General features: G+C 67.7%; 11 protein-coding genes. 9 read left to right on the top strand and 2 right to left on the bottom strand.

Features of this window, described 5'->3' with window-relative positions; genetic code table 11:
* Positions 1 to 2: 2 nt before the first annotated feature.
* Positions 3 to 1,037 carry a lipase secretion chaperone gene (locus J8I35_RS06190; RefSeq protein WP_209924773.1) on the top strand — a complete coding sequence of 345 codons (1,035 nt, stop codon included), beginning with the start codon at positions 3 to 5 and terminating at the stop codon, positions 1,035 to 1,037.
* Positions 1,038 to 1,067: 30 nt separating this feature from the next.
* Here the strand turns inward: J8I35_RS06190 and J8I35_RS06195 are convergent, their stop codons facing one another.
* Positions 1,068 to 2,591, bottom strand: a complete 1,524-nt coding sequence (locus J8I35_RS06195) for a PLP-dependent aminotransferase family protein (RefSeq protein WP_050011303.1) — start codon at positions 2,589 to 2,591, stop codon at positions 1,068 to 1,070.
* A 108-nt stretch (positions 2,592 to 2,699) separates the two neighbouring features.
* Between J8I35_RS06195 and J8I35_RS06200 the strand changes: the two genes are divergently transcribed.
* The 5 genes from J8I35_RS06200 (at position 2,700) to J8I35_RS06220 (ending at position 8,921) form a co-directional block, all read left to right on the top strand.
* Entirely contained in the window at positions 2,700 to 3,803 is a 1,104-nt protein-coding gene (locus J8I35_RS06200; RefSeq protein ID WP_209924774.1) for an ABC transporter ATP-binding protein, read from the top strand.
* 76 nt (positions 3,804 to 3,879) lie between these two features.
* Complete coding sequence (locus J8I35_RS06205; protein ID WP_050011301.1) at positions 3,880 to 4,926, top strand: ABC transporter substrate-binding protein; 1,047 nt, start codon at positions 3,880 to 3,882, stop codon at positions 4,924 to 4,926.
* 111 nt (positions 4,927 to 5,037) lie between these two features.
* Positions 5,038 to 6,294 carry an ABC transporter permease gene (locus J8I35_RS06210; RefSeq protein WP_209924790.1) on the top strand — a complete coding sequence of 419 codons (1,257 nt, stop codon included), beginning with the start codon at positions 5,038 to 5,040 and terminating at the stop codon, positions 6,292 to 6,294.
* Positions 6,295 to 6,331: 37 nt separating this feature from the next.
* Positions 6,332 to 7,168, top strand: a complete 837-nt coding sequence (locus J8I35_RS06215; protein WP_050011405.1) for an ABC transporter permease — start codon at positions 6,332 to 6,334, stop codon at positions 7,166 to 7,168.
* 334 nt (positions 7,169 to 7,502) lie between these two features.
* Complete coding sequence (locus tag J8I35_RS06220) at positions 7,503 to 8,921, top strand: MFS transporter (protein ID WP_209924775.1); 1,419 nt, start codon at positions 7,503 to 7,505, stop codon at positions 8,919 to 8,921.
* A 62-nt stretch (positions 8,922 to 8,983) separates the two neighbouring features.
* Here J8I35_RS06220 and J8I35_RS06225 read toward each other — a convergent pair whose 3' ends face one another.
* On the bottom strand, positions 8,984 to 10,717 hold the full coding sequence (locus tag J8I35_RS06225) for a S53 family peptidase (RefSeq protein WP_209924776.1): 1,734 nt from the start codon (positions 10,715 to 10,717) through the stop codon (positions 8,984 to 8,986).
* Positions 10,718 to 11,363: 646 nt separating this feature from the next.
* Here J8I35_RS06225 and J8I35_RS06230 point away from each other — a divergent pair.
* From J8I35_RS06230 to J8I35_RS06240, 3 genes are read left to right on the top strand one after another with little or no spacing between them, the layout of a single operon-like run.
* Positions 11,364 to 11,687, top strand: a complete 324-nt coding sequence (locus J8I35_RS06230; protein WP_050011403.1) for a metalloregulator ArsR/SmtB family transcription factor — start codon at positions 11,364 to 11,366, stop codon at positions 11,685 to 11,687.
* The gene (locus J8I35_RS06235; RefSeq protein WP_209924777.1) at positions 11,687 to 12,118 is read left to right on the top strand and encodes an SRPBCC domain-containing protein; all 432 of its coding nucleotides are present in this window, start codon (positions 11,687 to 11,689) and stop codon (positions 12,116 to 12,118) included. The genes J8I35_RS06230 and J8I35_RS06235 overlap by 1 nt, the downstream gene beginning before the upstream one ends.
* Positions 12,115 to 12,555, top strand: a complete 441-nt coding sequence (locus tag J8I35_RS06240) for a DUF1801 domain-containing protein (protein ID WP_209924778.1) — start codon at positions 12,115 to 12,117, stop codon at positions 12,553 to 12,555. Before J8I35_RS06235 ends, J8I35_RS06240 begins: the two co-directional genes overlap by 4 nt.
* Positions 12,556 to 12,729: the final 174 nt, after the last annotated feature.

Genomic DNA, 12,729 nt, shown 5'->3' on the forward strand with positions numbered 1-12,729 from the left:
CGATGGCGGCACGTGAAGGGCGCGCGCCGCTGGCGCGGCGCGCGGCGATCTATGGTGTCGTGGGGCTGGCGGCGATTGCCGGCGTCGCGATGTGGAGCGCGGCGGGATCGCATCGCGGCACGGGCGCCGCGGGTGACGTGCCGGATGCACCCGCGACGAGCCGCGTGGCGGCCGCCGCGCCGCAGCCGGCCGTACCGGCGAGTACGGACCTGCCGACGTCGCTCGCCGGTTCCAGCGCGCCGCGCCTGCCGCTCGATGCAGGCGGCCATCTTGCGAAGTCGCGCGCGGTGCGCGATTTCTTCGACTATTGCCTGACCGCGCAGAGCGACCTGAGCGCGGTGGCGCTCGATGCGTTCGTCGTGCGCGAGATCGCCGCGCAGCTCGACGGCACGGTCGCGCAGGCCGAGGCGCTCGACGTGTGGCACCGGTATCGCGCGTATCTCGATGCGCTCGCCAAATTGAGCGATGCCGGCGCGGTCGACAAGTCCGACCTGGGCGCGTTGCAGCTCGCGCTCGACCAGCGCGCGTCGATCGCGTATCGCACGCTCGGCGACTGGAGCCAGCCGTTCTTCGGCGCGGAGCAGTGGCGGCAGCGCTACGACCTCGCACGATTGAAGATCACTCAGGATCGCTCATTGACCGATGCGCAGAAGGCCGAGCGGCTCGCGGCGCTCGAGCAGCAGATGCCGGCCGACGAACGCGCGGCGCAGCAGCGGGTGGACCAACAACGCGCCGCGATCGACCAGATCGCGCAATTGCAGAAGCGCGGCGCGACGCCTGACGCGATGCGCGCGCAACTGACGCAGACGCTCGGCCCCGAGGCCGCCGCGCGCGTCGCGCAGATGCAGCAGGACGACGCGTCGTGGCAGGGCCGTTACGCGGACTATGCGGCGCAGCGTGCGCAGATCGAATCGGCCGGCCTGTCGCCGCAGGATCGCGACGCACAGATTGCCGCGTTGCGGCAGCGTGTGTTCACGAAGCCCGGCGAAGCCGTGCGCGCGGCGTCGCTCGATCGCGGCGCGGGCAGCGCGCATTGACGAACCGCGCGCCGCCGTGTGCGGCAGGCTTCACGCGGCGCGCGTGATGTTCCGCGGCAGATGTTGCTCGATGGTATCGGCGAGCGTGTCGAACGCGGGGCGAATGCCTTCGTGCGCGACGCATGCATAGCCGAGCAGCAAACCCTGCCGCGCGGTGTCGAGGCTGCTGTAGTAGCTGGTGAGCGGGCGCACGATCACGCCCGCGTCGAATGCGCTCTGCGTGACCGCGCGATCGTCGCACGCGTCGGGCAGGCCGAGCACCAGATGCAGGCCGGCCTCGTCGCCCATTACCGGCAGCGCGTCGCCGAAGCGCGCGCGGATCGCGTCGATCATCAGTTGCCGGCGCTCGCCGTACAGCGTGCGCATTCGTCTGACGTGCGAAGTGAGGTGACCGTCCATGATGAATTCGGCGAGCACGGCCTGCTGCATCAGCTGGCCTTCCCGATACAGCTCCGACAGCCCGGTGCGGAAGGTGTCGACCAGATGCTCGGGCACGACCATGTAGCCCATCCGCAACCCCGGGAACAGCATCTTGCCGAGACTGCCGACGTAGATCACGCGGCCCCCCTCGTCGAGTCCCTGCAGCGACGCGAGCGGGCGGCTGCCGTAACGGAATTCGCTGTCGTAATCGTCCTCGATGATCCAGCAGCGGTGCTGGCGCGCATATTCGAGCAGCATGCGGCGCCGCGCGAGGCTCATCACCATCCCGAGCGGGTACTGGTGCGACGGCGTGACGAGCACGAGCCGCGGCGGATGCTGCATGTCGCTCGCGCGCGGGTCGAGCCCTTCCTGGTCGACCGGCACCGGCGCGAGCGTGAGGCCGGCCGCCTGCAGCACGCTGCGCACGCCCCAGTAGCACGGTTCCTCGACCCACGCGCGATCGCCGATGTCGGACAGCAGCCGCACCGCGAGATCGATCGACTGATGAATACCGGTCGTGATGATCACCTGGTCCGGCGAGCATTTGACCGAGCGTGCGACGCGCAGGTAGTCGGCGAGCGCGCGCCGCAGCGGCCGGTAGCCGCCGCCCGGCGCATAGGTCAGCAGCTCCGGATTGGCTTCCTTCCACAGTCGCGCCTGCAGCCGGCTCCACGTGCGGCTCGGGAATTCCGACACGTCCGGCACGCCCGGCATGAACGCCCCCCACTGGCGCCGCGACACGCCCGCATGCTCGACCAGTTGCCGCCCGCGCATCGACAGGCTGCGCTGCGCGTCGGGCGGCGGCGGTTCGCCAGTGGCCGACGCCGGCGGCGCGGCGCCCGGCACGCGGATCGCGGCGGCGTCCGGCCGCGTGTCGGCCACGTAGGTGCCGCTGCCGGTCGTCGTCAGCACGTAGCCTTCGGCCGTCAGCTGGTCGTATACGTGCAGCACCGTATTGCGCGCGATCGACAGGTCGCCCGCGAGCGTGCGCGAACTCGGCAGCTTTGTGCCGGGCCCCAATTCGCCGGTCAGGATGGCCTGCTGCATCAGTTGCAGCAGTTGCCGGTACATCGGTTCGGGCGAGCTGCGGTCCAGACGGGCGGACAGCCAGTCGGCGAGGATCACGGTATCCAAAGTGGTCCTACTAGGAATATTGAAATGGTTCCCTAGTATAGAACCGTGCGGGCCGTATAGTGGGTCCATCTCAAAAACGTTTTGTTGCGCAGCAAGGGGACAGCCACGATGAAGTCCGATGATGTGATCGTCAGCTTTCGCGGCGTGCGGAAGACCTACGACGGCGAGACGCTGGTCGTCAAATCGCTCGACCTCGACATCCACCGAGGGGAATTCCTGACGCTGCTCGGGCCGTCCGGCTCGGGCAAGACGACCTGCCTGATGATGCTGGCCGGCTTCGAATTCCCGACCGGCGGCGAGATCCGCCTCGACGGCGAGCTGCTGAACACCGTGCCGCCGCACAAGCGCAACATCGGCATGGTGTTCCAGAACTACGCGCTGTTTCCGCATCTGACGGTCGAGCAGAACGTCGCGTATCCGCTGACGGTGCGCAAGCTGCCGGCCGGCGAGCGCGCGGAGCGCGTCGCGCATGCGCTGAAGATGGTGCAGATGGAACGCTTCGCGAAACGCTATCCGGCGCAACTGTCGGGCGGCCAGCAGCAGCGCATCGCGCTGGCCCGCGCGCTCGTGTTCGAGCCGAAGCTGGTGCTGATGGACGAGCCGCTCGGCGCGCTCGACAAGCAGCTGCGCGAACACATGCAGTACGAACTGAAGGCGCTGCATGAAAAGCTCGGCGTGACCTTCGTGTACGTGACGCACGACCAGGGCGAGGCGCTGACGATGTCCGATCGCGTCGCCGTGTTCGACAAGGGCATCGTGCAGCAGCTCGACACCGTCGACCGCCTGTACGAATCGCCGTGCAACGAATTCGTCGCGAACTTCATCGGCGACAGCAACCGGCTGCGCGGCACCATCGCGCGCGTCGACGGCGAATTCTGCGAATTCCGGCTCGACGACGGCACGAAGCTCGTCGGCCGCCATATCGGCGAAGCCGCCGAGGGCGCGCCGGCCGTCGCCTGCATCCGCCCCGAGCGCATGAGCCTCGCCGCACATGGCTCGAACGGCGCGAATGGCGCCGCCGCCAATTGCGTGAGCGGCGAGGCGCGCAGCCTCATCTATTTCGGCGATCACGTACGCATGCGCTGCGCACTGCCCGGCCAGGACGAATGTTTCGTGAAGGTGCCGCTCGGCACCGGCGCGCTCGACGCGTTCTCGCCCGGCGCACCGGTCTCGCTTGCGTTCTCGCCCGAACACCTGCGCGTGTTCGCGTGAGCATGGTTTACCCGGTTTTCCGCAGCACGTCGTCAACAACAATGCCCACTTCCACCACGAGAGGAGAGGAACCATCATGAAACGAGCAAGCTTTACCGCGCGCCGTACGGCGCTCGCGCTGGCACTGGTCGCGTTTGGCGCATCGGCCAGCGCTGCCGAACTCACGGTCGTCAACTTCGGCGGCGCGAACGGCGACGCGCAGAAGGCCGCGTTCAACCAGCCGTTCGAGAAGGCGACCGGTAACAAGGTCACGGCCGTCGAGTACAACGGCGAGCAGGCGAAGGTGAAGGCGATGGTCGAGGCGAAGCACGTCAACTGGGACGTGGTCGAAGTCGAATCGGGCGACCTGAACCGCGGCTGCGACGAAGGGCTGTACGAGAAGCTCGACTGGTCGAAGATCGCGAAGAAATCCGACCTGATTCCGGAAGCGCCGCAGGTATGCGGCGTCGGGTTCTTCGTGTGGTCGACCGCGCTGTCGTACAACGCGGACAAGCTGAAGTCTGCGCCGACCGGCTGGGCCGATTTCTGGAACGTGAAGAAATTCCCCGGCAAGCGCGGGATGCGCAAGGGCGCGCGGTACAACCTCGAATTCGCGCTGATGGCCGACGGCGTCGCGACGAAGGACGTCTACAAGGTGCTCGGCACGAAGGCCGGCCAGGATCGCGCGTTCAAGAAGCTCGACGAGCTGAAGCCGTACATCCAGTGGTGGGAAGCGGGCGCGCAGCCGCCGCAGTTCCTCGTCGCCGGCGACGTCGTGATGTCGACCGCGTACAACGGCCGCATCGACGCCGCGCAGAAGGAAGGCAAGAACCTGAAGGTCGTGTGGAACGGCAGCATCTACGACCTCGACTACTGGGCGATTCCGAAGGGCTCGCCGAACAAGGCGCTGGCCGAGCAGTACATCGCGTATTCGCTGACGCCGAAGCCGCAGCAGGCGTATGCGCAGCACATCGCGTACGGCCCGACGAACGTCGCCGCGATCAAGGCGCTCGATGCGAAGACGCTCGCGAACCTGCCGAACTCGCCGGCCAACGGCAAGAATGCGGTACTGGAGGACATCGGCTTCTGGACCGACCACAGCGACGAGCTCGAACAGCGCTTCGCCGCGTGGGCAACGAAGTAAGCGGTCAGGCATCCTCACGGGTGTCGTGATGCAACCGGCCGCGCGACGCGTCGATCGCGCCGCGCGGCATTCCGCCGGAACGTGCCCGGCCGGAGAGAACTCTTGAATACGATGACGATCGCGCCTTCCTCGCCGTCGACCGCCGCGCTCAAGCGCGAGCTGAAGGCCGCCGAGTCCCGCAAGCGCACGATGGCGCTGCTGCTGATCGCGCCGCTCGCGATTTTCCTGCTGCTGATTTTCGTCGTGCCGATCGGCACGCTGCTCACGCGCGCGGTGCAGAACCCGGAGATCGCGACCGCGTTGCCGAACACGGTCGCCGCGCTGTCGGGCTGGGATCGCAAGACGCCGCCGGCGGATGCGGCCTATGTCGCGCTCGCGGCCGACATGACGAAGGTGGCCGACAGCGAAGCGATGGGTGCGCTCGCACGGCGCCTGAACACCGAGATTCCCGGCTATCGCTCGCTCGTCGCGAAGACGGCGCGCGCGATGCCGCTGAAGGGCGACAATGACGCGGCGCTGACGCCCGCGCAGACGCGCGCGAAATTCCTCGATCTCGATGCGCGCTGGGGCGACGTCGCGTACTGGCAGTCGATTGCGAAGAACGGCAGCCAGGTGTCGCCGTTCTATCTGCTCGCCGCGCTCGACCACAAGCAGGACGGCTTCGGCCACATCGTGCAGGCCGACCCCGACCAGTCGATCTACGTCGCGATCTTCGGCCGCACGTTCGTGATCGGCGTGGCCGTCACGCTGTTCGCGCTGCTGCTCGGCTATCCGCTCGCGTACTGGATCTCGACGCTGTCGGAACGGCGCGCGAACCTCGTGATGATCCTCGTGCTGATTCCGTTCTGGACGTCGGTGCTCGTGCGCGTCGCCGCATGGATCGTGCTGCTGCAGAGCGAAGGGCTGATCAACACGGCGCTGCTCGGCAGCGGGCTGATCTCGCATCCGCTGACGCTGCTGTTCAATCGCGTCGGCGTGTATATCTCGATGACGCACATCCTGCTGCCGTTCATGATCCTGCCGCTCTACAGCGTGATGAAGTCGATTCCGCCGACCTACCAGCGCGCGGCCGTGTCGCTCGGCAGCCATCCGTTCGCCGCGTTCTGGCGCGTGTACGTGCCGCAGACCTATCCGGGCGTCGGCGCGGGCGCGCTGCTCGTGTTCATCCTCGCGATCGGCTACTACATCACGCCCGCGCTGCTCGGCGGGCCGAACGACCAGATGGTCAGCTACTACGTCGCGTACTTCACGAACGTGACGATCAACTGGGGCATGGCGTGTGCGCTCGGCGGGCTGCTGCTCGCGGCGACGCTCGTGCTGTATGCGGTGTACGGGCGCTTCACGCGCACCAACGTGAGCCTCGGCTGAGCGCCGGGCACAGGGAAACGGGAAGGGGATGCCGACCATGAAACTCGCCAGGCCGCTGTTCGCGCCGCACATGTCGTTCGTCGAGCGCGCGTGGTACGTCGCGCTGCGCGTGCTCGTCGTGCTGACGCTGCTGTACCTGATCCTGCCGGTGCTCGCGATCGTGCCGCTGTCGTTCTCGTCGAGCACGTTCCTCGTCTATCCGATCCCGGGTTTCTCGACGCGCTGGTACGAGAACCTGCTCGCATCGGACGAATGGCGGATGGCCGCGAAAAACAGCTTCATCGTCGCGCCGTCGGCGACCGTCGTCGCGACGGTGCTCGGCACGCTCGCGGCCATCGGCCTGACGAAAGCCGACTTCCGCGGCAAGGGGCTGCTGATGGCCGTGCTGCTGTCGCCGATGATCGTGCCGGTCGTCGTGGTCGGCGTCGGCATGTACCTGTTCTTCGCGCCGCTCGGGCTCGCGAATACCTACACGGGGCTGATCGCCGCGCATGCGGCGCTCGGCGTGCCGTTCGTCGTGACGACGGTGGCCGCGACGCTGCAAGGCTTCAACCATAACCTCGTGCGCGCGAGCCTGTCGCTCGGCGCGAACCCGGTTACGACGTTCTTCCGCGTGACGCTGCCGGTGATCGCGCCGGGCGTGATGTCGGGCGCACTGTTCGCGTTCGCGACGTCGTTCGACGAAGTGGTCGTCACGCTGTTTCTCGCGGGCGCCGACCAGACGACGCTGCCGCGCCAGATGTTCACGGGCATCCGCGAGAACATCAGTCCGACGATCGCTGCGCTCGCCACGATCCTGATCATCTTCTCGACGAGCCTGCTGCTCGCGCTCGAATGGCTGCGCGGCCGCAATGCGCGGCGTGCGGTGTCGTGACCTGGTCGACCTGACGTGATGGCGCGACGGCGTCGCCGGCAGCCGCGGCCGGGCCGGCCCCCGGCGCCGCACGACGACGCTGCGCGCGAGCCCGACAGGCCGCCCGGCAGCCGCCGGATCGTCGATCGTTGTGCGCTCAACGATGCCGCGCGCCAGGCACGGCATCCCGCAAGCTTTCGTTTCGCTGACTGACGAAGCGGCCGCCTGCACGTTCGATGCGGCTCTGCAACAATACGGATCGCGGCAACGCGCGCGCCGGTCTTGCCGTCCGGCACGCACGCCGCCGCGCTGCTCAATCCGCGACGCCGCGCGTCGCTCGTCAGCCGAGCCCATCTTGTCCGAATTCGCTTCCCCTGCCGGCGCGCACGAGCCGGCCGTCAACTGGCGTGCGATGTCCGCCGTGCTGCTGGCCGTCGCGCTCGCGACGCTCGACACCGCGATCGCGAACACCGCGCTGCCCGCCATCGCGACCGACCTGCATGCGTCGCCGGCCGCGTCCGTGTGGATCATCAACGCGTACCAACTCGCGATGGTCGCGACGCTGCTGCCGTTCGCGTCGCTCGGCGACATCGTCGGCCACAAGCGCGTGTATGTCGCCGGGCTGGCGGTGTTCACGCTGGCGTCGCTCGGCTGTTCGCTCGCGTCGACACTGCCGATGCTGACGGCCGCGCGCATCGTGCAGGGCTTTGGCGCGAGCGCGATCATGAGCGTCAACGTCGCGCTGATCCGCGGTCTGTTTCCCGCGCACCGGCTCGGGCGCGGCGTCGGCTTCAACGCGCTCGTCGTCGGCGTGTCGTTCGCGGTGGGGCCGACGATCGCGTCGCTGATCCTGTCGGTGGCCGCGTGGCCGTGGCTGTTCGCGGTGAACGTGCCGCTCGGCGCGTTCGCGCTCGCGGTGGCGATTCCGTCGCTGCCGCGGACGGCGCGCGGCAAGCATGCATTCGATCCGGTGGCCGCGCTGTTCAACGTGATCACGTTCGCGTCGCTGATCTTCGCGCTCGGCGAATTTGCGCAGCGCGGGCCGCTCTCCGTCGTGTTCGCGGCGGCCGCGGTGGCGTTCGCGTTCGGCTGGCTGCTGATCCGCCGTCAGGCCGGGCACCCGGCGCCGATGCTGCCGGTCGACCTGTTCCGCCGGCCCGTGTTCACGCTGTCCGCGCTGACTGCCGTCTGCGCGTTCGCCGCGCAAGGGCTCGCGTTCGTGTCGCTGCCGTTCTATTTCGAAACCGTCCTGCATCGCAACGCGGTCGAGACGGGATTCCTGATGACGCCGTGGTCGGCGATCGTCGCGCTCGCCGCGCCGATCGCGGGGCGGCTGTCGGATCGTTATCCGCCCGGGCTGCTCGGCGCGATCGGCCTCGCGTTGCTGAGTGCGGGGATGGTGTCGCTTGCCGCGCTGCCGGTGTCGCCGGGCGTCGTCGATATCGGCTGGAGAATGATGCTGTGCGGAGCGGGCTTCGGCTTCTTCCAGTCGCCGAACCTGAAAGCGCTGATGTCGAGCGCGCCGCCCGAACGCAGCGGCGGCGCGAGCGGGATCATCGCGACCGCGCGGCTGATCGGGCAGGCGACGGGTGCGGCGCTGGTTGCGCTGTCGTTCGGGATCGCGGGCCGCCACGGGCCGACGCTTGCGTTGATGCTCGGTGCGGGTTTCGCGGGTGCGGCGAGCGTCGCGAGCGGGCTTCGGCTGTTCGCGCCGTCGCATCGGGCCGGCGCGCCGGTCGTGTCGGAACGCGTGGAGGAGCCGGCGACGGAGTAGCGCGGGGCAGTTACAACCGGCGCGCGGCAAGCCATCGCCGCGCGCCGGTCTTCATGCATCGCTCAGAACCCGCCCGACTTGATCAACTGGTTGAGGTTCGCGATGTTCAGGCTGCCGAAGCCGGTCGTCAGATCCCAGCCGGTGGCCGCCGTATAGCCATACCCCTGATAGCCGTTGTTGCCCGACACGACGTCATAGCGCACGAGCGACGGATGCGACGGAATGTCCGCATAGAAGTTGCCGGCCGGGAAGCCGAGGCCCGTGCCGTTCGCCGCGAGCAGACGCGCCCAGAAGCCCGTGAAAATCGGCGCGGCGAGGCTCGTGCCGCCGATCTGCTGCAACTGGCCGTAGTTGTAGATGTACGCGCCCGTGCTTTGCGCGGCGTCGAACGCGACGTCCGGCAACCGGCGATTGCTGCCCGACTGCCACGACGGCGCGGGCAGAATCGTGCTGACGCCGCCGCCCGTCGCCCACAGCTTGCCGTTCGAATCGAGCCCTTCGTTCCACACCGTCTCGTTCGAGAACGCACCCGCCGACGTCGTGTAGAGCGTCGTGCCGCCGATCGCGAGCACGTGCGGCGACGAAGCTGGCCACGACACCGTGTAGTTCGAGCCGTCCGGATAGCCACGGTTGTTGCACTCGTACACGCCTTCGTCGCCCGACGATACCGAGAACGTCTGGCCCTGCGCGGCGGCCGTCGTGAAGATCTGCTCCTCGGCGTCGAGCGTGCCGTCCGCGTCCGCATCGGTTTCGCACCAGCCGAGCGACACGTTGATCACCTTCGCGGTGTTGTCCGACACCGCGCGGTTGAACGCCTGCGTGAGGCCCGTGTTGCCGGCGGCGTTCAGGTCCGCCATGTAGAACACCAGCTTGCCGACCTGTCCGCCGGCCGAGCCGACGATCGACTGGCTGTCGAGATCCCATTCGCCCTGGCCGTCCTGGTCGTCGCTATAGCTGCCGCCCGTGCCGTTGGTCTTGACCGTCTGCGTCGTGACCGTGCCGTAGCCGTTGCTCGACGTGAACTGCTTCAGGTCCTGCAGCGTTTGCGACACGCCGCCGATCGTGATGATGCCGACGGTCACGCCGGCCGCGGTCGGCACGCCGGTCGCGTTGTAGAGGCCCGGGAATTCCTTCGGATAGTGGCCCGTCGCCGTGCCGGCCGCGAGCGCCTGCGGTTTCGCCACGTTGCCGATGCGCAGCATCGGCCGTGCACGCGCGACACTTTGCAGCCCGAGCACCGAGCCGACCACGTCGCCGAGCGCGCGCGGCACTTGCGCGGTCGACGTGTTGGCGAACCCCGAGCGGCCCGCGTACTCGAAGTGCACGAGCGACGTGTTGAACGCGGCCTTCACCGTGCCGGCCGTGCCGCTGGCGGAGATCAGCAGCCGGTTCGGCGCGACCTCGACATTCGTGAAGCCGCTCTTGTGCAGATAATCGACGACCGACTTTACCTGCGCGTCGGTCGGCGCGTAGTTCGCGAGGAACTGCTCGTGCGTCAGGTACTGGCGGTAATGCGCGCTGCCGGGCCGGTTCACGTCGCGTGCCAGTTGCTTGAGCTGCGCGGCGTTGCGCAGCTTCAGGCTGACGACGACGTTGGTCGTCTCGCCGGCCGTGAGTTCGAGCGATGGCGCCGCACTGCGCGCCATCAACTGCGGGCCGGTCAGAAAGGCCTTCGTATGGGTATCGACCCAATCCGTCGCTGCGTGCGCCGCGGCGGCGGCGAACACGAGCGGGGCCACGCACGCCAGGCGGCGGGGCGACGGATGGGGAAGGGCAAACCAGGCGTTCCTTTTCATCGGGAGTCCTTTTTTAGGAGAGGCGACGTTACTGGAACCCCCGGCCCTTGTGGGGCCGCGAGCGGTGACGAGCGTAGGGCGTCGATGCCGTTCGGGTAGCTGCCATTTTCCATAGCTGTCAGTTCTGACAACGGGGGCATCACTGCACGCGTGGCGTCGTGCGCGACGGTAATGGCGGAGCCGGTGAGCGGAACCGGTTTGCGGCACGGCGGCGCGACAATGCGCGTCGCTCGCACGCACGAGTCGTTCGTTGCAGCATCGGAATGTGAGCGGGCGTGGAAGGAAGCGCCGCGTGGATGCATGGCGTTTGCGTGTCAATGGCGGCGCGCCGTATCGCACTATGTGGTCATTGGAAGCGACTCGTCAGGAACCGCTTCGCGCGGGCACAACAACGGGGCAGGCGGACCCCGAACGTTTCCCGAACTGTGGAACAGCGCATCGGCCAGTCTTGCAGGCCGCTTTCGGATCGCGCGTCGCCATCGCGGATTAGAGGAGATGCTCGAATTGGGCGTGGACGAGAGCCGGTGTGACGAACCCGCCGGTCGCGCGGGATCGAGCCACGTCATTCATGAAATCCCGCCTTGACGCGCGCCGATCAGCGGATATCCTTCAATACATAACCCGTTGGTTATGGATTTTGGACGACATGCAAAAAGCTCAGGACACGCTTTTCAGGACACTCGCCGATCCCACGCGCCGCGCGCTTTTCGAGCGGCTCTGCGCGGAGGGCGAGCTGACGGTTGCCGCGCTGACCGCCCATGCGGGCGTGTCGCAGCCGGCCGTGTCGAAGCATCTCGGCGTACTGAAGCAGGCCGGGCTCGTGAACGACCGTCACGAAGGCCGGCAGACGCATTACAGCGCGCAGCCGCAAGCGCTGGCCCCGTTGATCGACTGGACGAGCCAGATGGCGGGCTTCTGGCAGCGCCGGTTCGATGCCCTCGAAGATCTGCTCAAAAGGATGGACCAGTAATGACGCAAGCCACTACCGAAACGCGCTCCGTCGTCGTCGACCGGGAACTGCCCCATTCGCCGGAGAAGATCTGGCGCGCGCTCACGCAACCGCACCTGATCGAGGCGTGGCTGATGAAGAGCGACTTCGAGCCCGTCGCGGGCCGTGCGTTCAGTTTCCGGGCGGACTGGGGCTCGGTCGACTGCACGGTCCTCGCGATCGAGCCGCACCGTACGCTGTCCTATACGTGGGCGGCGCACGGCCTCGAAAGCGTCGTCACGTGGACGCTCACGCCGACGCCGGCCGGCACGCACCTGCGTATGGAACAGGTCGGCTTCCGCCCCGACCAGGAGCAGGCGTACCGCGGCGCGCAGTATGGCTGGGTACGGTTCTTCGAATCGCTCGAACAGGTGTTGTCGCGTCCTGACACGCAAACGGAGGCCCGCGCATGAGTGCAACGGAGCTGCAACCGTCCGAGCGCATCGACGCACTGATCGCCGGCATCACCGACTGGCGTGGCAAGACGTTCGCCGAGCTTCGCCAGACGATCCTCGCGACGGACGAAGGCATCGTCGAGGAATGGAAGTGGATGGGCAGCCCCGTGTGGTCGTGCGACGGGATGATCGCGGTCGCGAACGCGCACAAGGGCAAGGTGAAGCTGACGTTCATGCACGGCGCGCACCTGCCCGATCCCGACGGGCTGTTCAATGCGGGCCTCGAAGGCAATGCGCGGCGCGCGATCGATTTCGTCGAAGGCGACAAGATCGACAAGCGAGCGCTGAAGCACCTCGTGCGCGCGGCGATCGACTACAACCGCGCGCATCTGAAGAAGAACGCGCGCTCGGGTTCCTCCGCGGGCGCGAAGGTGCGAAGCAGCAAGGCGGCGTGACGCGCGAGCCGCATACCGGCGGGTGACGTTCGGCGAAAGCGGGGCGCCGCCGTGCGATCGTCGCTACGACGCCCGCCGGCGCACAGGCGAAAAAAAAGGTTCATCGCGGGAAACCGTGGAGCGTTTGAGGGGGATTGCGTAATCTGACGCCTGACTTTAAAGACGTCAGGAGGA

The sequence above is a fragment of the Burkholderia sp. CpTa8-5 genome (assembly GCF_017815045.1).
Classification (GTDB): domain Bacteria; phylum Pseudomonadota; class Gammaproteobacteria; order Burkholderiales; family Burkholderiaceae; genus Burkholderia; species Burkholderia sola.

Coding starts and splice junctions, on each gene's coding strand:
- J8I35_RS06190 (WP_209924773.1), top strand. CDS start 3: ATGGCGGCACGTGAAGGGCGCGCGCCGCTGGCGCGGCGCGCGGCGATC.
- J8I35_RS06200 (WP_209924774.1), top strand. CDS start 2,700: ATGAAGTCCGATGATGTGATCGTCAGCTTTCGCGGCGTGCGGAAGACC.
- J8I35_RS06205 (WP_050011301.1), top strand. CDS start 3,880: ATGAAACGAGCAAGCTTTACCGCGCGCCGTACGGCGCTCGCGCTGGCA.
- J8I35_RS06210 (WP_209924790.1), top strand. CDS start 5,038: ATGACGATCGCGCCTTCCTCGCCGTCGACCGCCGCGCTCAAGCGCGAG.
- J8I35_RS06215 (WP_050011405.1), top strand. CDS start 6,332: ATGAAACTCGCCAGGCCGCTGTTCGCGCCGCACATGTCGTTCGTCGAG.
- J8I35_RS06225 (WP_209924776.1), bottom strand. CDS start 10,717: ATGAAAAGGAACGCCTGGTTTGCCCTTCCCCATCCGTCGCCCCGCCGC.
- J8I35_RS06230 (WP_050011403.1), top strand. CDS start 11,364: ATGCAAAAAGCTCAGGACACGCTTTTCAGGACACTCGCCGATCCCACG.
- J8I35_RS06235 (WP_209924777.1), top strand. CDS start 11,687: ATGACGCAAGCCACTACCGAAACGCGCTCCGTCGTCGTCGACCGGGAA.
- J8I35_RS06240 (WP_209924778.1), top strand. CDS start 12,115: ATGAGTGCAACGGAGCTGCAACCGTCCGAGCGCATCGACGCACTGATC.